The following is a 21551-nucleotide window of genomic DNA, read 5'->3' on the forward strand; positions in this document are numbered from 1 at the left end:
TTCCTACATTCAAATCATTCATATCATAGACTATTTGTCTTTTTAGAGTTAAGAAACATTTATCATATTCAAACAAATGCTTGTTTAACCTGTTTAGAGAGAGATAAAGAAGAATGCTATGATGCAAGATAATTTTTTCCCACTTTTCCCTCATCAACATCTTTTAGCTATTAAAGATCTGAGTGTACAAGATCTTAATACATTGCTTGATCGTGCAGAAGCAAATATTATCCTTTCTAACAAAATTGATAAAATAAAATCTACTTTGCATGGACGGACTCAAATTAATCTCTTTTTTGAAGCCTCTACGCGAACACAATCTTCTTTTGAATTAGCGGGTAAAAGGCTAGGTGCACACGTGATGAGTCTTGCGATCGGCAACTCATCTGTAAAAAAGGGAGAAACATTACTTGATACTGCTACAACTCTCAATGCGATGAAGCCAGATATACTGGTTTTTCGCCATAACAGTGCAGGAGCGGCAGCTTTATTAGCGCAAAAAGTTGATTGTTGTGTTATTAATGCAGGTGATGGTGCTCATGAACATCCAACCCAAGCTTTATTAGATGCTCTAACCATTAAAAGGGCAAAAGGTCGTATTGAAGGATTAACTGTTGCGATTTGCGGAGATATCTTACACTCACGTGTTGCCCGTTCCAATATCCTGTGTCTCAATGCTTTGGGTGCTCGTGTTCGTGCTGTTGCTCCCTCAACACTCTTACCCGCAGAAATCGCTCATATGAGTGTTGAGGTTTTTAACACGATGAAAGAAGGTCTTAAAAATGCTGACGTTATCATGATGTTGCGCTTACAGCATGAACGGATGACAGGCTCTTTTATTCCTTCTACGCGTGAATATTTCCATTATTTTGGCTTACATAAAGAAAATTTAGCCTATGCCAAAAATGATTCTATTATTCTGCACCCTGGTCCAATAAACCGTGGTGTAGAGATTGCATCCGATATAGCAGATGGACCACAAAGTATGATTCATACGCAAGTAGAAATGGGAATTGCAGTGCGTATGGCTGTCATGGAGGCTCTATTAGATTCACGCGCAAAGATCAGTGGAGAAAAAAAATGATAAAACCAGTTGTTTTTCAAAATGCTCGTATTATTGATCCTTCGCGCGCAATCGATGAAATTGGTACAGTTATTGTTGAAAATGGACGAATTATAGCCGCTGGAAAAGAAGCTCTGAATCAGGGATTCCCTGAAGAAGCAGAAGTTATTAACGCACAAAACAAAGCAATTCTCCCTGGACTTGTTGATGCGCGCGTTTTTGTTGAAGAATTAGGGAATGAACATTGTGAAACAATTACATCAGCAAGTTACGCGGCCGCAGCAGGTGGTATTACTTCCTTTCTTATGATGCCAAACACGCATCCAGTTATTGATAATGTAGCACTCGTTAAATTTATTACGCATACAGCACAGGAAATCTCATTGGTCAATATTTATCCCGTTGCTTCAATCACACAAGGTTTCAACGGACAAGAAATAACCGAATTTGGTTTGCTCAAAGATGCTGGAGCCGTTGCCTTTAGTGAAGGAAAAAAAACACTTCAAAATTCATCTGTTATGCGGCGTGCAATGACTTATGCACGCGATTTTGATGTTCCATTGATGCATGAAACGCAAGATAAAGATCTTACAGGGCAAGGTGTGATGAATGAAGGACTGCTTGCCAGTTGGCTTGGTCTTTCTGGCATCCCTCGCGAAGCAGAAGTTATCCCACTTGAAAGAGATCTACGTTTAGCAGCATTAACGCAAACACGCTATCATGCCGCTCAAATATCGACAGCACTCTCTGCTGATGCACTTCGTTTAGGTAAAAAACGCAGTGAGAAAATTTCAGCGGGTGTATCTATTAATCATTTATCTTTCAATGAAAATGACATTGGACAATATCGCACTTCTTTTCGCTTAATGCCCCCATTGCGTACAGAAGAAGACCGTGTAGCAATGATTGAAGCAATAAAGGATGGGATTATAGATGTTATTGTCTCTTCTCATGATCCTCAGAGTATCGACACAAAACATTTACCATTTAATGACGCGGCAATTGGCGCTATTGGTATGGAGACCTTATTGAGCGCAGCCTTACGTCTTTATCATAATGAGAGCCTATCTCTTCTACGGATAACGGAACTTTTGTCAACGGCGCCTGCAAAGCTCTTTGGACTCAATGCAGGAACACTCAAAAAAGGGGCTCATGCAGACCTTATTGTGGTTGATCTTGAAGAACCATGGGTTGTTTCGAAAGAGAAGCTCTATTCACGTTCAAAAAATACCCCTTTTGAGAATGCACGTTTTCAAGGACGCGTGATCCAGACTTTTGTGAAAGGGAAAAACGTTTTTAAACTTGATCAACAAACTTAATGAGATTCTTAATGAATGAAGCAGAAATATTTTTTCAGTCCACTCCATGGTTTATTTTCCTCGTATCTTATCTCATTGGCTCGATTCCATTTGGGCTTCTTTTTACGAAATTGTTCAAAATTGGTGATATAAGAACAATCGGTTCCGGCAATATTGGAGCAACAAATGTTTTACGAACAGGAAATAAAAAGCTTGCTGCTCTAACACTTCTTTGTGATATGTTGAAAGGAACTATCGTTGTTTTCGTTATAAAGTTTTTTAGTGATCCGCTAGACAATAGTATCCTTGTTTCTCTAGCAGGCTTTTTTGTTTTCTTAGGACATCTTTTCCCCGTATGGCTTAAATTTAAAGGTGGCAAAGGTGTTGCTACCTATCTAGGAGTCTGCTTAGGAATCTATTGGCCTGCAGCAATTATTTTTATTATTGTATGGAGTGCGATTTTTCTCCTCATGCGTTATTCTTCATTATCTGCGCTTATTGCTGTTACGATCACACCGATATTTGTTTTTTATTTTTCCGCTTCTTATTTCTATTGTATGCTGATTGTGATGAGCGTATTTGTGTTTATAAAACATTCTGCAAATATCGGTAGATTATTAATTGGGGAAGAAAGTAAGATTGGTACGCAACACGGAGATAAATAAAGGAATCCTGCTTACTGATCGTCAACGTCTAAGCTGGTTACGGTTATTGCGCAGTGAAAATATTGGAGCTGTTAGTTTTCGCAATCTCATTGATCATTATAAAACAGCAGAAAATGCTCTGGCAGCGCTGCCAGAGCTTAATAGAAAAGGGGGTGGTTCTGTATCTATTAAAATAGCAAGCTTAGAAGATGCAGAAAAAGAAATGCAAGAGGCTGAAAGATTAGGTGTCCGGTTTATTGGTATGGGAGAACCAGATTATCCAGCTTTTCTTAAGGTTACAGAAGCCCCCCCGCCGCTTATTGCTATCAAAGGTAATGTTTCAATTTTTCAAAAAACTTCTATTGGAATTATAGGTTCTCGAAATGCTTCAGCTGCTGGAAAAAAGCTTACAGCTCAATTTGCGCGTTTTCTCGGAGAAGCAGACTTTGTAACAATTTCTGGGCTCGCTCGTGGAATTGATAGCGTTGCGCATCAAGCAAGTTTAAAAACAGGAACTGTTGCAGTCATGGCGGGAGGAATTGATCATATCTATCCTCCTGAAAATAAAAAGTTGCATGAAGATATTATTGCCAACGGTGGAGCCATCATCAGCGAAATGCCCATTTCTTGGAAGCCGCGTGCTATCGATTTTCCAAGAAGAAACCGTATTATTGCAGCTCTATCACTTGGTCTCTTGGTTGTAGAGGCAGCCCTGCGCTCAGGGTCCTTAATTACCGCACGTCAAGCAGCTGAAATGGGACGGCTAATTTTTGCCATTCCCGGTTCTCCACTTGATCCAAGATCTGTTGGTACAAACAATCTTATCAAAGACGGTGCTCTACTCACCACACATCCTTCTGACATTATAGAAACACTTACGCCATTAATTTCACCGCTTCCAAATTCGCAACTCAATTTTTTTGAGGAACCATCCTCCTTACAACTTGAAAAGGAGAATTTTAATTTAGCAGATGAAAAAAACAGCGATCTCTCTTTAGCAGATGATGATGCAGCACGTGCAGCAGTTCTCTCCGCTCTTTCAACAACGCCAATCGACTTAGACACACTCAGTATCCACTCAGGTATTTCACTCCCAACTCTCTACCTCTTGTTGGTAGAACTCGAGCTTGCTGGAAAGCTTATTCGACACTCTGGTGGTTGTGTGTCATTGTCGAATCTTGATCTTCCCCAAGAGCCTCAGCACTATTAATAATGCTTTGCCCTTCTTTGGCAACCATATCCAAAAGCAATGCTAAAAGCGGACTGTGCGCCTGACGCGCCATCTGATTCATTTGCTTTGACATGTCTGTAATATATTGGATAACTTTTAAATGATTTATAAACATAATCCTCTATCCTTGAGCATTTCCCCTCCTACCTCTCAATAGACGTTATCTTAGTATTTCGCCGTATGTTTTTGTAATAACAGTGGAAAATAAATCGTGTAATTCTATATAGGGTGTACTCTAATAATGACAATCATAAGTTGTACAATATTCATGTTTTTTATATGGCTAATATTTTTTTATGTGCTCTTAAGCAATTGGCATTAGCTATTCGCGTAAAAGGCGTTTATAAAAAAATTTTTATTTCAATATTTGGGTAAAATTATGAATATCGTTATCGTTGAATCTCCAGCAAAAGCAAAAACAATTAATAAATATCTTGGGTCTCAATACAAAGTTGTCGCATCATTTGGACATGTTCGTGATTTACCTGCAAAAGATGGTTCTGTTTTACCGGATCAAGATTTTTCTATGAAATGGGATATAGATTCTGCTGCCGCTAAACGTTTAAATGAAATAGCAAAAGCCGTTAAAGAAGCTGATAGCCTTATATTAGCAACAGACCCTGATCGTGAAGGGGAAGCTATTTCATGGCATATTCTGGATGTTCTTCGTCAAAAAAAAGTTTTAAAAGATAAACCTATTAAAAGAGTTGTCTTCAATGCCATCACCAAAAAGTCTGTGCTTGATGCTATGAATAATCCACGTGATATTGATACATCCCTTGTCGATGCTTATCTTGCACGTCGTGCTCTCGATTATCTCGTTGGTTTTACACTTTCACCTGTTTTATGGCGTAAACTCCCTGGTGCGCGTTCAGCAGGACGCGTTCAATCGGTTGCTTTGCGTATTATTTGTGATCGTGAATCAGAAATAGAACATTTTATCAAAGAAGATTATTGGTCCATTACAACACAGTTAAAAACCATCCGAAATGATAGTTTCCAAGCAAGATTGACAATGTTTAATCAAAGAAAAATAGGCAAGCTTGATATTCAATCTCAAGAACAAGCAGACCAAATTCGCTTTATGCTGGAGAAAGCGCAATATCATACACTCAGTGTTGAAGCAAAACCTACAAAGAGAAATCCTTTTCCTCCATTTACGACTTCTACACTACAACAAGCAGCTTCTTCAAAACTAGGTTTTTCAGCTTCTCGCACTATGCAAATTGCCCAAAAGCTTTATGAAGGCATTGAAATTAATGGTGAAACGGCAGGGCTTATTACTTATATGCGTACCGATGGTGTGCAGATAGCACCAGAGGCTATTGATTCAGCACGAAAAGTTATTCATGAAACTTTCGGAAAAGACTATATTCCTGAAAAGCCACGTTTTTATTCAACAAAGGCAAAAAATGCACAGGAAGCACATGAAGCGATCCGCCCAACAGATTTTCAACGCAATCCTAGTCAAGTCCGTAATTTTCTCGATAGCGATCAAGCAAAGCTCTATGATCTGATATGGAAGCGTGCCATTGCCAGCCAAATGCGCTCTGCTGACATTGAACGTACAACCGTTGAAATTGAAGCACAGCAAGGAGAAGAGCGTGCAAATCTACGGGCAACAGGATCTGTTGTTCGTTTTGATGGCTTTATTTCCGTCTACACGGATCAACGAGACGAAGAAAATAATGAAGAAAATGAAACAACACGTTTACCACAAATAAACACTGGTGAAGCACTTACAAAAGAAAAAGTTGAATCTGTACAACATACCACAGAGCCCCCTTCTCGTTATTCTGAAGCTTCATTAATTAAAAAGCTTGAGGAGTTAGGAATTGGTCGTCCTTCAACTTATGCATCCACATTAGCGACATTGTGTGACCGTGGATATATTGTCATTGATAAACGAAAGCTTATTCCCGATGCCAAGGGACGTATTGTTACAGCCTTTCTTGAAAATTTTTTTAATCGCTATGTAGAATATGGTTTCACAGCAGATCTTGAAGAAAAGCTGGATCTTATCTCTGATGGCAAACTTTCTTGGAAAGACGTATTGCGAGATTTTTGGGATGGATTTAATGCATCTATTAGCAATATCCAAGAACTCCGTATAACCAATGTTCTTGATGCTTTAAATGTAACATTAGCACCTCTCGCTTTTCCTGAACGCGAAGATGGAAGTGATGTGCGTTCCTGTCCTCTTTGTAAAAATGGTCAATTATCATTAAAACTTGGGCGTTATGGTGCTTTTGTTGGCTGTTCCAATTATCCCGAATGTAAATACACACACCAACTTGGTACAGATACTGGAGAAGAGAATGAAGCTGTACGCAATGATGAACCTGTTATACTTGGTATTGACCCTGAAACAGGAAAAGAGATCTCTCTTCGTAATGGCCGGTTTGGTCCCTATATTCAACTTGGTGAAAGCAAAGAAGTTAAGCGTGCAGGATTACCAAAAGAATGGCAGGCAGAAAATGTAACCCTTGATAAAGCCTTGGCTTTACTATCCCTTCCCCGTGAAATTGGCATTCATCCTGAAACCGGAAAAACAATCACGGCTACGATTGGACGATATGGTCCCTATCTTAGCCATAATGGAAAATCTGCGCGCCTTCTTCATGCAGATGAAGTTTTTGATATTGGTATCAATCGCGCTGTTACAGTATTAGCAGAACAACAAGAAAACAAAACCAGGCAAAGCAGAACAACACCTGAAGCATTGGCAACATTAGGAGAGCATCCCGAAGGAGGAACCATTACCGTGCGCAACGGGCGTTATGGTCCTTATGTCAATTGGGGTAAAATTAATGCAACATTGCCAAAAGATAAAGATCCCATTAGTGTAACACTTCCAGAGGCACTAGAACTTATATCGGCTAAAGCATCGAGTAAAAAAACAACTTCAAAAAGAGCTTCTTCTAAAACAAAAGCAAAAATAAAAGAGACATAAATTTTGGCTAAAGGTGAAAAAAACATAAAATATCTCTCTTCATTCAAGGGGAAAACTTTTCCCAATAAGGAAGCAATCCTTTCCTTTATAATTGAGAATCCTAACCACTCAAGTAAACGAGAAATCGCTAAAGCTTTTAACTTAAAAGGCGATTCTCGTATCTGGCTTAGAGATATGTTACGTGAGTTAAAGGATCAAAATCTCATATCTAAACACCACAAAAGAGCAATAAACAAAGGAAAATTACCCCCTGTTTCTTTAGTAAAAATTAGCGGACGTGATAAAGATGGAAGTTTTATTGCACAACCTCTTGAATGGGAAGATTCTCCAAAGCCCAATATTGAAATACACTCTTTTCATCACATAACAGGAAGTAATATTGGTGTTGGAGATCATATTCTTGTAAAAGTTTTTCGAAATAAAAATTCTGAAAGCTCAAGCCATCCTTATACGGGACGAATTATTCGTAAAATTGATGTATCTCCCAAAAGCGCATTTGCTATTGTACGAAAATTGGAAAATAATCAATGGCGCCTTGATCCTATAGACCGCAAAACCAATGAACTCATTGTTGAAATGTCTCCAGAAATGAAGATTCAAATTGGTGATCTCGTTGAAGTCGAAATAAAAAAAAATACTGGTTACGGATTAAAGAGCGCAAAAATAAAGAATGTTTTAGGGCACATTAAGAGTGAGAAAACACTCTCAATGATAGCGCTTCTTTCGAAAGGAATTCCTTATATTTTTCCTGAAAGTGTTCTTGAGCAAGCCAAACATATCAAAGCTGCCAATATGGATAATCGTGAAGATTGGCGACAATTACCCTTTATTACAATTGATCCACCAGATGCAAAAGACCATGATGATGCAGTTTATGCAACCAAGGATAAGGATCCAGCAAATAATGATGGTTGGATTATTATTGTAGCCATTGCAGATGTTTCTTATTATATCAAAACAGGAAGTGCTTTAGATAAAGAAGCATTGAAACGTGGAAATTCTGTTTATTTTCCCGATACCGTTGTGCCAATGTTACCTGAACGCCTTTCTCATGATTTATGTTCTCTGCGTGAAGGAAAAGAAAGACCAGCTTTAGCCGTTCGTATGATTTTTGATGCAAACGGTAATAAACGAAAACATAGTTTTCATCGTACTATGATTCGTGTAAGAGCCAAACTTTCTTATCAAGAAGTACAATTGGCAATTGAAGGTAATATAAATGAAAAAATAACCCCTCTTTTTGAGAGCATTTTGCACCCCTTATGGGAAGCCTATGCATGCCTTAAAGCTGCGCGAAATCGTCGCCAACCACTAGAATTAGAAATTGCAGAAAAAAAGATTATTCTTGATCAAAATGGATGCATAAAAGATGTTGTGAGTGAACCACAACTAGAAGCGCATCGTTTAATTGAAGAGTTTATGATACAAGCTAATATTGCAGCTTCTGAAACATTAAAACAACATCACCAGCCGCTCATTTATCGTATTCATGAAAAACCTTCTCTTGCTAAGCAAGAAATACTTCGGAGCTTTCTTCAAAGTTTGGGGATACCACTCTCCCGCGGAAGCGAACTTACCTCAGCGCGCCTTAATAGAATTTTAGAAAAGGTCGCTCATACTCAACAACAAGAACTAGTCAATCAAGTTATTTTGCGTTCACAATCACAAGCAGAGTACAACCCTAAAAATAGTGGCCATTTTGGTTTAAATTTGCAGAACTATACACATTTTACATCACCAATCCGTCGTTATGCTGATCTCATTATTCATCGAGCACTCATTAAAGCTCTCAAATTAGGAAATGATCAATTAACAGATACACAAGAACAAAATCTTGCAGAAATTGCTACGCAAGTTTCTTTATACGAACGCCGTGCAATGATGGCTGAAAGAGAAACGATTGATCGGCTTGTTGCTCACTATTTAACGAATAAAATCGGTCGTATTTTTACAGGCCGCATTTCCGGAGTTACAAAAGCAGGTCTTTTTATCTCACTTGATAAACTCAATACAGATGGTTTTGTCCATATTTCTACACTTAAAAATGATTATTATCATTTTGATGAAGCACAACATGTTCTTGTAGGACAGCGTAGCCATAAAGGCTATCAGCTCAGTGATGTTGTAGAAGTAAAACTTATAACGGTACAACCTTTTGCTGGCGCTTTATGCTTTGAACTGTTAACAAAACCTCGTCCAATAAAATTTTCACCGACATCCTACCATAAAAACAAATTAAAAAAACAAAAGTATACTTTTTATGGGAAAAGAAAAAATTAATCTTCTTGCCCTCCATTGAATATATATGAATAATAAATTCAATTTAAGAAATGACTTATATTATATAATATTTATATATACAATCTTATTTCTTTAGTATACAAGAGGATAAATTTTATTGTTAAGTCTATAATAACCATATAAAAATCTTGCAGTTTTTTATACTTAGAAAATGAGAGAAACTGCAAAGGATAGTTTTGGCTCCCTTTCATTTCAGCTCATCTTTTCATTGTTTAAATAAACAAGAGTACCTTAAGCCATTCTCATGAAAAAAAAACCTTTTGACTCTCAAAATAATTCTTTGCGTGCAATTATTGCCGCTATTGCAACCATTGGCACTGTTGGAACAGCATTGGCAATGGGAACACAACTTGTCTCTCTTCTTATGGCAGAGAAAGGACTTTCCAACAGTACAATCGGCTATAGTGGAACAGTTGGTGGAATCGCCACAATTATTGCAGCTATTTTTACGTCTCGAATTGCCTTATGCTTAGGAATCGCTCAAGCAATATTGCTTATGATGGCGATAGGATCTTTAAGTTTTTTAGGATTCTATTTTTTTGATCCCATATGGATTTGGTTTATTTTAAAGTTTATATTACATTTCAGCATGACAGTTATGTTTATCCTGTCAGAGTTTTGGATCAACAGTTATGCTCCCCCAAAAAAACGCGGTTTGATCCTTTCTATTTATGCTATTGTCTTAGGATTAGGGTTTATAATAGGTCTAACGCTGCTAGCAAAAGTGGGAACACAAGGATTTATTCCTTTTGCTGTTGGATATAGCCTTATTATACTTGCTACTATACCAATTCTTACCGCTTGGAAATTAAGTCCAGAATTTCAAAAAAATCAATATATGCCATTTTTTCGTTATCTTTTTCACGTTCCAAGTGCAATGATGGCGGTCCTTGTTTACGGGGCCATTCAAATGGGCGTATTAACTCTTATAATACCCTTTAGTTTATCCATTGGTTATAATGAGAATGAAGCAGCACATTTTATGGCAACCCTTGCACTTGGGAATATTTTCCTCTTAATTCCTATCAGCATTATAAGCGACTACGCCAAAGATCGACGCTACCCGCTGATGAGTTGCGCTATTCTAGGTTTTATAGGAACTTCTATAGTACCATGGATTCTTCAATATCCATGGATTCTGATGCTTGATTTGTTTTTTCTGGGTGGTGTATCAGCGAGCCTTTATACAATTAGTCTTGCACATTTAGGAGCCCGTCTCAAGGGGCAAGAACTTGCTGCTGCTAATTCTGCTTTTATTTTTTGTTATGGAATTGGTATGCTCATCGGACCGACCTTTATCGGAAAATCCATGGATATCTTTAAACCCTTTGGTTTTTCAATAGCCATGGCTGTTTTTTTCGGTTTATATGTCATTTTGGTGTTTGTCCAACTTATGAGAAAATTAATCAGCTCTTGACTTTTTTGAGAACATCCGTAGTGTTGCCGGAAAATCTGATGATGTCGGAAATAAGTTTTGACAGCAATAATATTTTTTCAGTATAAATAGGGTATTTACATTATGGCTAAAGCAGCAACCATTAAGATCAAGCTTTTATCAACTGCAGATACTGGTTTTTTCTATGTAACAAAGAAAAACAGCCGTACAATGACAGATAAAATGAGCAAGCGTAAATATGATCCAGTTGTAAAAAAGCACGTTGAATTTAAGGAAACAAAAATTAAATAAATAAAATTATTATTAAATTGATAGATTTTATACTCCAAAAGAAATGTGGGAGTATTGCTCTTCAAAGTTATTTTTTGAGGGATGTTTTTTTATTTCCTTAAGTTTAAAAAGTTTACTTTAAACTTTGTATGTTTTGTACGGATTTGGATAAGTTGATTTATTATTTAAGTTGCTTACATATATTCTGTATGAGTATTTGATTATTGTGATATCTAATGAAAATTTTGTCATTAAAACGAAACACTGTTTCGTCATATGAATAAAGTTTCTCGGGTCAATTATAAACAATACTAAAATAGAGTTATAATAATGTTAGCAGTTTCTTTATTTCATGAAAAAATCTTTTTCTCATTTTAATCTAAGAAGCTTTAATCTAAAAGTTATCGGTTTCAGTATTTTTGTCGCTGCTAGCATTCTTATCATTATGTCAACTTATTTTAAGAAAACTCAGCTGTTGCCTCAAAAAGAAAAATTTTCTTCTCAAAACACTGTTGAAGGAAATGCATTAATCATTGATGGCGATACCATTATGATTTCTTCAATTAAGATTCGACTAGCTGGAATTGATGCTCCTGAACTCCACCAATTTTGTGGAAAAAAAGAAGCACGCTACCCTTGTGGGATTGAAGCAAAGAAATATTTAGAAAAACTATTAAAAAATCAAACTGTTACATGTCACTGGCAAAAAACAGATAAATATCGCCGTATTCTTGCAACATGTAAAACAAAACAAGTTAGCAATATCAACGCAACACTTGTACATAATGGTTGGGCTGTAAATTATTATGAATACCCCAAAGAAGAGCAAGAAGCTAGAAAGAAAAAGAAAGGAATATGGGCATCAAGTTTTCAACGACCAAAAGAATGGCGCAAAGCAAATCCTCGCACAGAATAAAAAAAATATTTTTTAATTTTATTTACTAATGAAACAATGTAGCCCAATTATCAAACTTGAAAAAGAGATCTATTCCTGTCGTGTTTGCGTCCAACAACCCCATTATTTTCCTCCTCTTCCTCATGAACCAAACCCTGTCGTTTATTTATCCGATACTGCTTCGATTGCAATTGCAGGCCAAGCGCCAGGGTTGCGTGTCCATGAAACTTCTATCCCTTTTAATGATCGCTCTGGCGAAAAATTGCGTAATTGGCTAGGTGTCACGAAAGAAGAATTTTATAATAAATCTCTCTTTGCTATTGTTCCTATGGGATTTTGTTTTCCAGGTTATGATAAAAATAAAGCTGATTTACCACCAAGACGTGAATGTCGAGAAATATGGCATGAAAAGATATTTCAGGCAATGCCTCAAATAAAGCTTGTTCTTGCTATTGGCAGTTATGCGCAAAAGTGGCACATTACAGAATTAAAACATAAAACCGTTTCTGCAACTGTTGGTGATTGGAGAAATATTCTTTCCATTCCTCAACCTCGAGGCTATAATGTTATGCCTTTGCCTCATCCGTCATGGCGAAATACTTCTTGGTTACAGAAAAACCCATGGTTTAACGATGAGCTTATTGTATATCTGCGTTGTTTAGTGCGTAAATTTTTATAAATTAAAATATTGAGAAAAAATATGGATCGTCTTGACCGAAAAATTTTACATCTTTTGCAAGAAAATGCGACACTTTCTGTTGCTGATATTGCTAAAAAAGTGGGACTTTCGACCACTCCTTGCTGGCGTAGAATTCAAAAACTTGAAGAAGATGGCGTCATTCAGCGTCGTGTTGCTGTTCTTTCTCCAGAAAAAGTAAACGCACACGTCACTGTTTTTGTGTCTATTCGCACAAATACACATAGTCATGAATGGTTTAAGCGTTTTTCAAAAATTGTGCAAGAATTCCGTGAAGTCATTGAATTTTATCGAATGAGTGGAGATATTGACTATTTATTGCGTGTTGTTGTGCCCAACATTGAAGCTTATGATCTTTTTTATAAAAAATTAATTTCTAAAATTGATATCCGTGATGTCTCATCTTCTTTCGCAATGGAACAGATTAAATATACAACGGAACTTCCACTTAATTATATTAAATTACACGACAAGACGCATGAACAAAACTCTTAAGATTTTTATATCCGTCTCATGATCTTTTAGGCATTCAAACTTTCTTGTTCCAAAACTGCCATTTGTGCATGTGTTAAAACAGCGGCTTTGACGATACCAGCTGCCATAGCTGCTCCTGTCCCTTCACCAAGACGCATCCCCAAATCTAGAAGTGGTTCTTTGCCAATTTTTTTTAAAAGTTTACGATGAGCTGTCTCAGAAGAAACATGTCCAACAAGGGTATGATCAAGAGCTTTTGGATGCATTTTATAAAGAACCGCTGCAGCTACTGTTGCCACAAAACCATCTAAAATAACGGGTATTTTTTCTATTCTTGCTGCTAAAATAGCACCAACCATAGCAGCAATCTCACGTCCTCCTAAGCGACGCATTATCTCAAAAGGATCATTGAAATAATCCTTGTGCAAAGAAATAGCTGTCTTAACCGCTGCAATTTTACGCTGATAAAAATCACCTTCTGATTCCATACCATTTCCTGTCCATTCTTCCACTTCCCCTCCAAACAATGCTAAGCATAAAGCTGAAGCTATTGCTGTGTTTCCAATTCCCATTTCTCCAATACATAAAAGATCTGTTCCACCCGCAATGGATTCCATTCCAAATGCCATTGTAGCAGCCGCACTCCGCTCATCCATTGCGGCATCCTTCGTAATATTCATTGTTGGATATTCTAATGCTAAATCAAATATTTTTAATCCAAGATCATAAGCAATACAAATTTGATTGATAGCAGCTCCACCAGAGGCAAAATTTTCTACCATTTTTTGTGTCATAGATTGTGGAAATGGTGTAATATTCTCCTCTACAATACCATGATTTCCAGAAAAAATAGCGACCAAAGGTCTCGTTACGATAGGTTTTTCTGTACCCCTCCACCCCGCATACCAAACAGCAATATCTCCTAGTTTTCCTAATGTTCCTTGCTCTTTTGTTAAGTCTTTTTGCCGTTTTTTTGCCAAAATTATAGAAAACTCATCAGCAACAGGTAAATTTGTAAGCAAAGCACGAAAATCATCAAATGGACTAGCGGTCATAAGGATACCTTTTAAAATCTACAATGTTTATGAAAATCCCGTCATATATACAGGATATGAATAATTTATTGTTTTTTTAACAGTGCTTTAAAAATGTTAAATACTATGAAAGCAATAATTTCTACATTCTATTTTCAACCCTAATAACAAACGTGCAAGATTCAAAATGTTATTAATATCTTATGATTACCTTTACAGTGATACCCTTAACCTATTTTTTATTTAATAGGCATAATCAGCATGCCGTTTAATATATACATTCCAACAATTCTTATGCATAATAAAAGTTATAAACTTTCAAAAACTTATAAAATTGAAGAGATCAAAATTATCGCAAAGACATCCAAACGCAAAGGATCTCAACTTTAATATATGTTAATTATTAGGCTATTATTAAATGAGAGCATAAAAAGCTTCTTTTAAAATACATATATCTGCATTTGGTTTTGTCGCATCATTTGATAATATTTGCCTCCATCGACGTGCCCCACCCCGCCCATGAAATAAACCAATCATGTGACGTGTCACATGAGAAAGCCGCCCCCCCGATGCAATATGTCGAGCTGTATAATCACACATAACCTCAATAAGATCACTCTCACTCAGATTATTTTGCGTCTCACCATAGAGTTCAAAATCAATATGTTTTAACAAAGCTGGATTATGATAAACTTGGCGACCAACCATGACAGCATCACAGAAAGTTAAGTGTTCTTTGATCTCATCAATCGATTTAATTCCACCATTTATCCCAATGAATTTATGAGGATATTTACGTTTTAATTTGTAAACTCTTTCATAATTAAGGGGCGGAATATTACGGTTTTCTTTCGGACTCAATCCTTGCAGCCATGCCTTGCGTGCATGTATCCAGAGCGCATCACATCCAGCATTCCAAACCTGATTAGCCAAAAGATCTAACGCTAACTCTTCATCTTGTTCGTCCACTCCAATCCGACATTTGACAGTTACAGGTATAGTAACCTCTCGTTTCATCGCTTCCACGGCATTTGCCACAATGTCTGGATGTAGCATCAAACAAGCCCCAAAGACACCTGCTTGAACACGATTTGATGGGCACCCGACATTAAGATTTATTTCGTTGTAGCCAAAATCCTCAGCAATTCGTGCAGCTTCTGCTAACTTTCTCGGATCAGCCCCCCCTAGTTGTAATGCAACTGGACGTTCTTTATCGCTAAAAGCCAACAATTGTTCGCGAACACCATGAATGACAGCATCTGCTACCATCATTTCCGTATAAAGGAGAGCTTTTTTCGTTAAAAGACGATAAAAAAACCTGCAATGTCGGTCTGTCCAGTCCAACATTGGTGCTACTGCAAATTTTATAGGCGATGGAAGGTTGTAAAATATCATGAGGGTATTACTCTCACGTCCCTATAGCTCTCTCTTTATACATAGAAAAATACTTACTTTTAGTTTACGGAAAATTTTATTCTCTTATACTATCATGAGTATAATAACAGTTCATTATTTTCAATTGATATCAAGGTTTACTACAATCAATCATGATAAAACACAATATCGCATTTCTCATAGATTAGTGTTTAGGTATATAAACATGAAAAAAGAAGATTTTCACCATAATATAAAAAACTCATTTACAAGTTCTTCTTACGCTCATCAAGCCTCCATCCTTACATGATTTAGCACAGCATTTAAGATAATAAATGCTAAACTAACACATTATACAATTTTTTATAATAGATTTAATTTTCTTTAGATTTTTTTAACTTATTGTGCAAATAAATGCTACAGAAAGTATCTTTATCTTCTCCTAAAGAAAGAATAAAAATCCTTATTTCACATGAATCTAATTATAAATCATTTTTTTCAATGAGTTATTCTTGGTAACATTCTTGAATTTCACTTTATAAGATAGACAAATTTCATCCTAAATATTCTATCTAATTTTGCCATTTTGTGATTCTTGCAAAAAAAACTAAAATCAGGGTATAGACAGCCATTGCCTTTTTAATATCTATGACTGATATCAGTATCTCTTTAAGGAAAATATTTTACAATATTGCAGATAAAATCTGTAAAATAAAATGATCATAAAAGTTGTTCAATCTCTTGTTGGCTTTGCATATAGGAAGAAAGAGTATCAACCTCTTGTTCATTAAATAGGAGACCCAGTTTTGAACGACGCCATAACACATCTTCACATACTTTAGCCCATTCTTTTTCCATCAACCATTTTACTTCTACTTCATAAAGCCCATGTCCAAAATTTTTTCCTTTATTTGCCTTACCATGTGCAAAGATCACCAATGCTTCCGTACCGTAGGAGCGTGCAAGCCTGCGATGTGTAAAAGCATCTAAATCTGGCATCAAAAGAGCAATCCTATTTTCGATTGTATCTAATTTGTTATAGGGAAAATCACCCCCTGGAAGTACTGCCTTAGCCGTCCATGATGCTCTCTTTTTACCAAGCTCTTTTTCAACAAATTTCATCGCATCTTCAGCCAACTTACGATAAGTTGTAATCTTTCCACCATAAAGATTAAGTATCTTTGGTGTCGTTCCTGTTCCCATTTCTTTTAAAACATAATCGCGCGTAATTTCTTGTGCTTTTGAAGCTCCATCATCATAGAGTGGACGAACTCCCGAGTAAGACCAGACAATCGTTTCAGGCAACACTGGTTGTATGAAATATTCACTGGCTGCTGCACAAATATAATCAATTTCTGTATCAGTAATATGAACGTCAGCCGGATCTCCTTGATAATTACAATCTGTTGTTCCAAGTAAGGTAAACTCTTCTTGATACGGAATAGCAAATATAATACGCCCATCACCATTTTGAAAAATATAAGCACGATCATGAGTATAAAGCTTGGGAACCAAAATATGAGAACCTCTAACAAGCCGTACTGGTGAATGTTCTTTACAATCTAATATGCTTGCTAAAACATGATCAATCCAAGGACCTGTCATATTCGCGACATAAGAAGCTGTGACACTATATTCTTTGCTACTTAACTTGTCTTGAAGAAAGATACGCCATTTATTGTCTTCTTTTTTTAAAGAGAGAACTTCTGTTCGTACTTTTATATCAGCTCCCCACTTTTCTGCATCACGAGCATTGCCAATAACTAAACGCGCATCATCTACTCTTGCATCAGAATATTCAAAACCTCTCTGATATTCTTTCTTCAGTGTAGAGCAAAATTTTTGTGAAAAATTAATCGTTTTACTGCGCCACAATTTCTGATTCCAATTCCCTAAATAATCATAAATAAAAAGTCCAAAACGCAACATCCAAGCAGGGCGCAATTCTTTATGATAAGGAAGGAGAAAACGCAAAGGACGCACAATATGTGGAGCCATACGTAAAATAATCTCGCGTTCTTTCAATGCTTCACGAACAAGTTTGAACTCATAGTGTTCAAGATAACGAAGCCCACCATGAATAAGCTTTGTTGACGCACTTGAGGTCCCAGATGCAAGATCGTTCATTTCAGCCAATCCCACTTTAAATCCGCGTCCTGCTGCATCTCTTGCCAATCCACAGCCGTTTATCCCTCCTCCAATGATAAACAGATCATAATGTGTTGTGGTTTTCATAATTTCACTTTTCATTATTTAATTTTGTTTCTCAGTACTCAATAAAGCAACAGGAAAAAATAATACAAATGTTCTTCATTGTATTATCAACGTACTTTTTCCTAAAATAAACACGCACAAAAAGCTTTTGATACCCTTATACATCAAAACAACATTTGACAAATTAAAGAGATTTTTTTTATCTTTTACAAAACATAATCCTTACCAAGCCAAGGTTTATCATATGAAATCTTTTTAGAGAAAAATTGATGTTTTTTCTCATTCTTAAAGATACACTATAACTAAATGCTTCATTGCACATAGATAGCGCTTTTCATATAGTTCACTCAATGACACCCTAAAAAATGTGAAGGTATACAAATGAATTATCACTCTCAAAACTCGAAAATAACACTTTTTTCAAAAATTTTAGTCATAGTTATGTCGAGTATTTTAATCTTTTTACCTTCTTTATCAAACGCAACATCACACTCAAAAACAGCAAATGATTTAAGCTTAGAAAAGCTTAAATCACAACTTTTGGAAGATTCTAGCTTTTTATCTAAGCTTAAAGAAAAAATGATACCACATACTGATTCTCATCATATTCAACAAATCGTCAGAGAGTATCTTCTTACTCATCCAGAAATTATGATTGAAATGCAGCTTATTCTTCAAGATAAGCTGGAAAAACAGAATGAATACGAAAACCAAAAACAAACTTCTGTCATTCATTCATTAGAAAAAGAGATTTTTCATTCTCCTCATGACGCTGTTTTGGGAAACCCAAATGGTAAAAGAGTGCTTGTCAATTTTTTTGATTACAACTGTGGTTATTGTAAAATTTCCTATTCAAATATAGAAGACTTGATAAAAGAATATCCAGATTTAAAGGTTATTATCAAGGACTTACCAATTTTAAGCTCTGATTCTATGGCAGCCCATACTGTTGCCTACGCATTTCGAAAACAATTTCCAGAGAAATATCCTCAGTTTCACAAAACGCTTTTAATGTATCAGGGTCGTGCAAATGAAGCTAAAGCTATTAAAGTAGCTGTTTCATTAGGAGCAGATGAAAAAAAACTACATAATGCAATAAAAGATCCCACTCTGCAAAACGCTTTTAAAGAAAACATTCAAATTGCCTCTGCACTTCATATTACGGGAACACCTTCTTACATCATTGGTGATAAAATATTCATCGGCGCAGCCAGACAAGATATTCTAAAACAAGCGATAGATAATACACAGTGAATACCTGATCCGTTTTAGGAAGAATACTGTAAATGAGGTAATTTTATGCTTTCTCTTTTTTGATAACAGGCTTATAAGTGCAATTTTACGTAAAGCAGATACAAGTTTTAAATTGCAAAGTATAATGATTTAAAGGAAATAAAAATCTTTAAAGCCTCAAAAGATGTCATCCCTAATCTAGAGATATTCGGTCATAAAATGAGATAATGACGATCTTCATTGATCAAGGAGTTAGAAATAAAATGGCAACAAAAAAAATGGATTCGGCAAAAACCGCAATTGATACGAAAATTATTCGTGATCTTGCTGAAATTTTGAATGATACAAATTTAACGAACATTGAAGTTGAACAAGGGGAGCTTCGTATTTGTGTCTCACGCCAAAATACCTTAACTTCTTCTGAGCAAGCAATCTATGCCCCTGTTTCTACTCCTACTTTTTCTGTAACATCTTCTCCAGTTCCAACAGCTGAATCTCCTATACAATCTATCCAAGAAGATAAATCAAAAAACACAATAACCTCTCCAATGGTTGGAACAGCTTATCTTGCACCCTCACCAGGCGCACAACCTTTTGTAGAAGTAGGACAAAATGTTTCTGAAGGGGAGACATTACTTATTATTGAAGCCATGAAAACAATGAATCAAATTTCATCACCGCGCTCCGGTACGGTAACCACTGTTCTTGTCAAAGATGGTCAACCTGTTGAATTTGGTGAACCACTTATTATTGTTGAATAAAGCGAGGGGCAACCATGATTCGAAAAATCCTCATTGCTAATCGAGGAGAAATTGCTCTTCGCGTTTTACGTGCATGTAAAGAACTTGGCATAAAAACCGTGGCTGTTCACTCTACCGCTGATGCAGATGCAATGCATGTTCGTCTTGCTGACGAAAGTGTTTGTATTGGCCCTCCTCCCGCTCGTGATTCTTATTTGAGTATTCAGCAAATTATTGCTGCTTGTGAAATTACAGGAGCGGATGCTGTTCATCCAGGTTATGGCTTTCTTTCTGAAAATGCAAAATTTGCAGATGTTCTAGAAGCCCATGATATTACATTCATCGGTCCAACAGCTACTCATATCCGCATCATGGGCGATAAAATCGAAGCAAAGAAAACCGCCAAAAAACTTGGTATTCCTGTAGTTCCAGGTTCAGATGGAGCAGTCACTGAAGAATCAGATGCTTTACGCACTGCTCGTGAAATTGGTTATCCAGTTATTATAAAAGCTTCTGCCGGTGGTGGCGGACGTGGTATGAAAGTCGTTCATTCTGAACAAGAATTTTCTATAGCTCTCAAAACAACGCGTTCAGAAGCGAAAGCTGCTTTTGGTGATGACGCTGTTTACATAGAAAAATATTTAGAAAAACCCCGTCATATTGAAATTCAAGTCATAGGTGATGGTGCGGGAAATGCTATTCATTTAGGAGAACGCGATTGTTCACTTCAACGACGGCATCAAAAAGTATGGGAAGAAGCTACGTCACCTGCACTTAATGAAACTGAACGGAAAAAAATTGGAAATATTGTTGCAAATGCTTGTGCCCAACTTGGATATCGTGGAGCTGGTACTATTGAATTTCTTTATGAAAATGGCGAATTTTATTTTATTGAAATGAATACACGTTTACAAGTCGAGCATCCTGTAACTGAAGCAATTACAGGTATAGATTTAGTCCACGAACAAATCCATATTGCATCAGGCTGTAAACTTTCAGTGACACAAGATGAAGTCTGTTTTTCTGGTCATGCCATTGAATGCCGTATTAATGCAGAAGATCCTATTAACTTTACGCCATCACCTGGAACCATTACACATTTTCATACACCTGGAGGTTTAGGGATTCGTGTTGATTCAGGCGCTTATTCAGGTTATCGCATTCCTCCTTACTATGATAGCATGATTGGAAAGCTGATTGTTCATGGACGTACCCGTTTAGAATGTATGATGCGTTTACGGCGTGCTTTAGATGAATTTGTCGTCGATGGGATAAAAACTACACTGCCTCTTTTTCGCGATCTTATTAATAATCAAGATGTTGCTGATGGTAATTATAATATTCACTGGCTAGAAAATTACCTTGCTCATCAATCAAAGTCTTCAGATTCGTAATTCGATAGCAAAACGGTGCATTCTTATAAAAGATTCTATAAGATATCAACATAAGGATAGTTCCAACCTTGCTGTAAAAAGTGGAAAAAGGAAATAAATTGGTTATTTTTTATATAGTTTTCTTTTAATATACATAAAATTTAATAATTTTCTGTTTTCCTTTTTGTTAGTTTGTGCTAACTCCTACATGGTTACGCCCTTATAGCTCAGTTGGTAGAGCACCTGATTTGTAATCAGGGGGTCGGGAGTTCGAGTCTCTCTGGGGGCACCATGCTCTTTTTTATCCAAAATAATTTATTGATTTTCCATATATTTTTTATAGTGAGGGACGCGTAAATAA

18 protein-coding genes and 1 tRNA gene are annotated in these 21551 nt (G+C 36.5%); 15 read left to right on the plus strand and 4 right to left on the minus strand.

Annotation, left to right across the window (positions count from 1 at the left end; translation table 11 throughout):
• Window positions 1–118: 118 nt before the first annotated feature.
• From ACFIL3_RS02975 to dprA, 4 genes are read left to right on the plus strand one after another with little or no spacing between them, the layout of a single operon-like run.
• Window positions 119–1084, plus strand: a complete 966-nt coding sequence (locus ACFIL3_RS02975; RefSeq protein WP_375638414.1) for an aspartate carbamoyltransferase catalytic subunit — start codon at window positions 119–121, stop codon at window positions 1082–1084.
• Window positions 1081–2382 carry a dihydroorotase gene (locus ACFIL3_RS02980; RefSeq protein ID WP_375638415.1) on the plus strand — a complete coding sequence of 434 codons (1302 nt, stop codon included), beginning with the start codon at window positions 1081–1083 and terminating at the stop codon, window positions 2380–2382. Before ACFIL3_RS02975 ends, ACFIL3_RS02980 begins: the two co-directional genes overlap by 4 nt.
• Window positions 2383–2393: 11 nt before the next feature.
• A complete protein-coding gene (gene plsY / locus ACFIL3_RS02985) occupies window positions 2394–3026 on the plus strand; it encodes a glycerol-3-phosphate 1-O-acyltransferase PlsY (protein ID WP_375611937.1) in 633 nt (210 codons plus the stop codon).
• Window positions 2983–4215 (plus strand): DNA-processing protein DprA, encoded by a 1233-nt coding sequence (gene dprA, locus ACFIL3_RS02990; protein ID WP_375613411.1) that lies wholly within the window; start codon window positions 2983–2985, stop codon window positions 4213–4215. The genes plsY and dprA overlap by 44 nt, the downstream gene beginning before the upstream one ends.
• On the opposite strand, the gene ACFIL3_RS02995 is transcribed toward dprA, so the two are convergent.
• The gene (locus ACFIL3_RS02995; RefSeq protein ID WP_005773510.1) at window positions 4145–4351 is read right to left on the minus strand and encodes a hypothetical protein; all 207 of its coding nucleotides are present in this window, start codon (window positions 4349–4351) and stop codon (window positions 4145–4147) included. The genes dprA and ACFIL3_RS02995 overlap by 71 nt on opposite strands.
• A 264-nt stretch (window positions 4352–4615) precedes the next feature.
• On the opposite strand from ACFIL3_RS02995, the gene topA reads away from it, so the two are divergent.
• The 7 genes from topA to ACFIL3_RS03030 all read left to right on the plus strand — a co-directional run bounded on the left by topA (window position 4616) and on the right by ACFIL3_RS03030 (window position 13243).
• Complete coding sequence (gene topA / locus ACFIL3_RS03000) at window positions 4616–7189, plus strand: type I DNA topoisomerase (RefSeq protein ID WP_375611939.1); 2574 nt, start codon at window positions 4616–4618, stop codon at window positions 7187–7189.
• A gap of 3 nt (window positions 7190–7192) precedes the next feature.
• Window positions 7193–9469, plus strand: a complete 2277-nt coding sequence (gene rnr / locus ACFIL3_RS03005; RefSeq protein ID WP_375650382.1) for a ribonuclease R — start codon at window positions 7193–7195, stop codon at window positions 9467–9469.
• A gap of 265 nt (window positions 9470–9734) precedes the next feature.
• Window positions 9735–10907, plus strand: a complete 1173-nt coding sequence (locus ACFIL3_RS03010) for an MFS transporter (protein WP_375681825.1) — start codon at window positions 9735–9737, stop codon at window positions 10905–10907.
• Between the two features lie 102 nt (window positions 10908–11009).
• Window positions 11010–11177: a 50S ribosomal protein L33 gene (rpmG, locus tag ACFIL3_RS03015; protein WP_004864083.1), complete on the plus strand. Its 168-nt coding sequence runs from the start codon at window positions 11010–11012 to the stop codon at window positions 11175–11177.
• Window positions 11178–11508: 331 nt separating this feature from the next.
• The gene (locus ACFIL3_RS03020) at window positions 11509–12072 is read left to right on the plus strand and encodes a thermonuclease family protein (RefSeq protein WP_375681826.1); all 564 of its coding nucleotides are present in this window, start codon (window positions 11509–11511) and stop codon (window positions 12070–12072) included.
• 28 nt (window positions 12073–12100) lie between these two features.
• A complete protein-coding gene (locus tag ACFIL3_RS03025; protein ID WP_375613408.1) occupies window positions 12101–12730 on the plus strand; it encodes a uracil-DNA glycosylase family protein in 630 nt (209 codons plus the stop codon).
• A gap of 21 nt (window positions 12731–12751) precedes the next feature.
• Entirely contained in the window at window positions 12752–13243 is a 492-nt protein-coding gene (locus ACFIL3_RS03030) for an Lrp/AsnC family transcriptional regulator (protein WP_015856433.1), read from the plus strand.
• A gap of 26 nt (window positions 13244–13269) precedes the next feature.
• Here ACFIL3_RS03030 and cobT read toward each other — a convergent pair whose 3' ends face one another.
• From cobT to glpD, 3 genes are all read right to left on the minus strand, one after another.
• A complete protein-coding gene (cobT, locus tag ACFIL3_RS03035) occupies window positions 13270–14277 on the minus strand; it encodes a nicotinate-nucleotide--dimethylbenzimidazole phosphoribosyltransferase (protein ID WP_375681827.1) in 1008 nt (335 codons plus the stop codon).
• A gap of 393 nt (window positions 14278–14670) precedes the next feature.
• Window positions 14671–15651: a tRNA dihydrouridine(20/20a) synthase DusA gene (gene dusA, locus ACFIL3_RS03040; RefSeq protein ID WP_375613406.1), complete on the minus strand. Its 981-nt coding sequence runs from the start codon at window positions 15649–15651 to the stop codon at window positions 14671–14673.
• Window positions 15652–16350: 699 nt separating this feature from the next.
• Window positions 16351–17880 (minus strand): glycerol-3-phosphate dehydrogenase, encoded by a 1530-nt coding sequence (gene glpD / locus ACFIL3_RS03045; RefSeq protein WP_375628154.1) that lies wholly within the window; start codon window positions 17878–17880, stop codon window positions 16351–16353.
• Between the two features lie 345 nt (window positions 17881–18225).
• Here glpD and ACFIL3_RS03050 point away from each other — a divergent pair, with 345 nt between their 5' ends.
• The 4 genes from ACFIL3_RS03050 to ACFIL3_RS03065 all read left to right on the plus strand — a co-directional run bounded on the left by ACFIL3_RS03050 (window position 18226) and on the right by ACFIL3_RS03065 (window position 21482).
• Entirely contained in the window at window positions 18226–19098 is an 873-nt protein-coding gene (locus tag ACFIL3_RS03050) for a DsbA family protein (RefSeq protein ID WP_375621287.1), read from the plus strand.
• 242 nt (window positions 19099–19340) lie between these two features.
• Window positions 19341–19838, plus strand: coding sequence for an acetyl-CoA carboxylase biotin carboxyl carrier protein (gene accB, locus ACFIL3_RS03055; RefSeq protein WP_375613403.1), 498 nt, complete (start codon window positions 19341–19343; stop codon window positions 19836–19838).
• A 14-nt stretch (window positions 19839–19852) separates the two neighbouring features.
• The gene (accC, locus tag ACFIL3_RS03060) at window positions 19853–21211 is read left to right on the plus strand and encodes an acetyl-CoA carboxylase biotin carboxylase subunit (RefSeq protein ID WP_375613402.1); all 1359 of its coding nucleotides are present in this window, start codon (window positions 19853–19855) and stop codon (window positions 21209–21211) included.
• A gap of 195 nt (window positions 21212–21406) precedes the next feature.
• Window positions 21407–21482 (plus strand) — tRNA-Thr (locus tag ACFIL3_RS03065).
• Window positions 21483–21551 lie beyond the last annotated feature (69 nt).

This window comes from Bartonella sp. CE47NXGY, from assembly GCF_042195415.1.
In the GTDB taxonomy this organism is placed as follows: domain Bacteria; phylum Pseudomonadota; class Alphaproteobacteria; order Rhizobiales; family Rhizobiaceae; genus Bartonella.

What these genes read in the sequence shown, in the direction of transcription:
- ACFIL3_RS02980 (WP_375638415.1), top strand. Translation starts at nt 1,081, where the DNA reads ATGATAAAACCAGTTGTTTTTCAAAATGCTCGTATTATTGATCCTTCG.
- ACFIL3_RS03010 (WP_375681825.1), top strand. Translation starts at nt 9,735, where the DNA reads ATGAAAAAAAAACCTTTTGACTCTCAAAATAATTCTTTGCGTGCAATT.
- ACFIL3_RS03050 (WP_375621287.1), top strand. Translation starts at nt 18,226, where the DNA reads ATGAATTATCACTCTCAAAACTCGAAAATAACACTTTTTTCAAAAATT.
- cobT (WP_375681827.1), bottom strand. Translation starts at nt 14,277, where the DNA reads ATGACCGCTAGTCCATTTGATGATTTTCGTGCTTTGCTTACAAATTTA.
- accB (WP_375613403.1), top strand. Translation starts at nt 19,341, where the DNA reads ATGGCAACAAAAAAAATGGATTCGGCAAAAACCGCAATTGATACGAAA.
- ACFIL3_RS03030 (WP_015856433.1), top strand. Translation starts at nt 12,752, where the DNA reads ATGGATCGTCTTGACCGAAAAATTTTACATCTTTTGCAAGAAAATGCG.
- glpD (WP_375628154.1), bottom strand. Translation starts at nt 17,880, where the DNA reads ATGAAAAGTGAAATTATGAAAACCACAACACATTATGATCTGTTTATC.
- ACFIL3_RS02975 (WP_375638414.1), top strand. Translation starts at nt 119, where the DNA reads ATGATGCAAGATAATTTTTTCCCACTTTTCCCTCATCAACATCTTTTA.
- plsY (WP_375611937.1), top strand. Translation starts at nt 2,394, where the DNA reads ATGAATGAAGCAGAAATATTTTTTCAGTCCACTCCATGGTTTATTTTC.
- ACFIL3_RS02995 (WP_005773510.1), bottom strand. Translation starts at nt 4,351, where the DNA reads ATGTTTATAAATCATTTAAAAGTTATCCAATATATTACAGACATGTCA.
- accC (WP_375613402.1), top strand. Translation starts at nt 19,853, where the DNA reads ATGATTCGAAAAATCCTCATTGCTAATCGAGGAGAAATTGCTCTTCGC.
- rpmG (WP_004864083.1), top strand. Translation starts at nt 11,010, where the DNA reads ATGGCTAAAGCAGCAACCATTAAGATCAAGCTTTTATCAACTGCAGAT.
- topA (WP_375611939.1), top strand. Translation starts at nt 4,616, where the DNA reads ATGAATATCGTTATCGTTGAATCTCCAGCAAAAGCAAAAACAATTAAT.
- dusA (WP_375613406.1), bottom strand. Translation starts at nt 15,651, where the DNA reads ATGATATTTTACAACCTTCCATCGCCTATAAAATTTGCAGTAGCACCA.
- ACFIL3_RS03020 (WP_375681826.1), top strand. Translation starts at nt 11,509, where the DNA reads ATGAAAAAATCTTTTTCTCATTTTAATCTAAGAAGCTTTAATCTAAAA.
- ACFIL3_RS03025 (WP_375613408.1), top strand. Translation starts at nt 12,101, where the DNA reads ATGAAACAATGTAGCCCAATTATCAAACTTGAAAAAGAGATCTATTCC.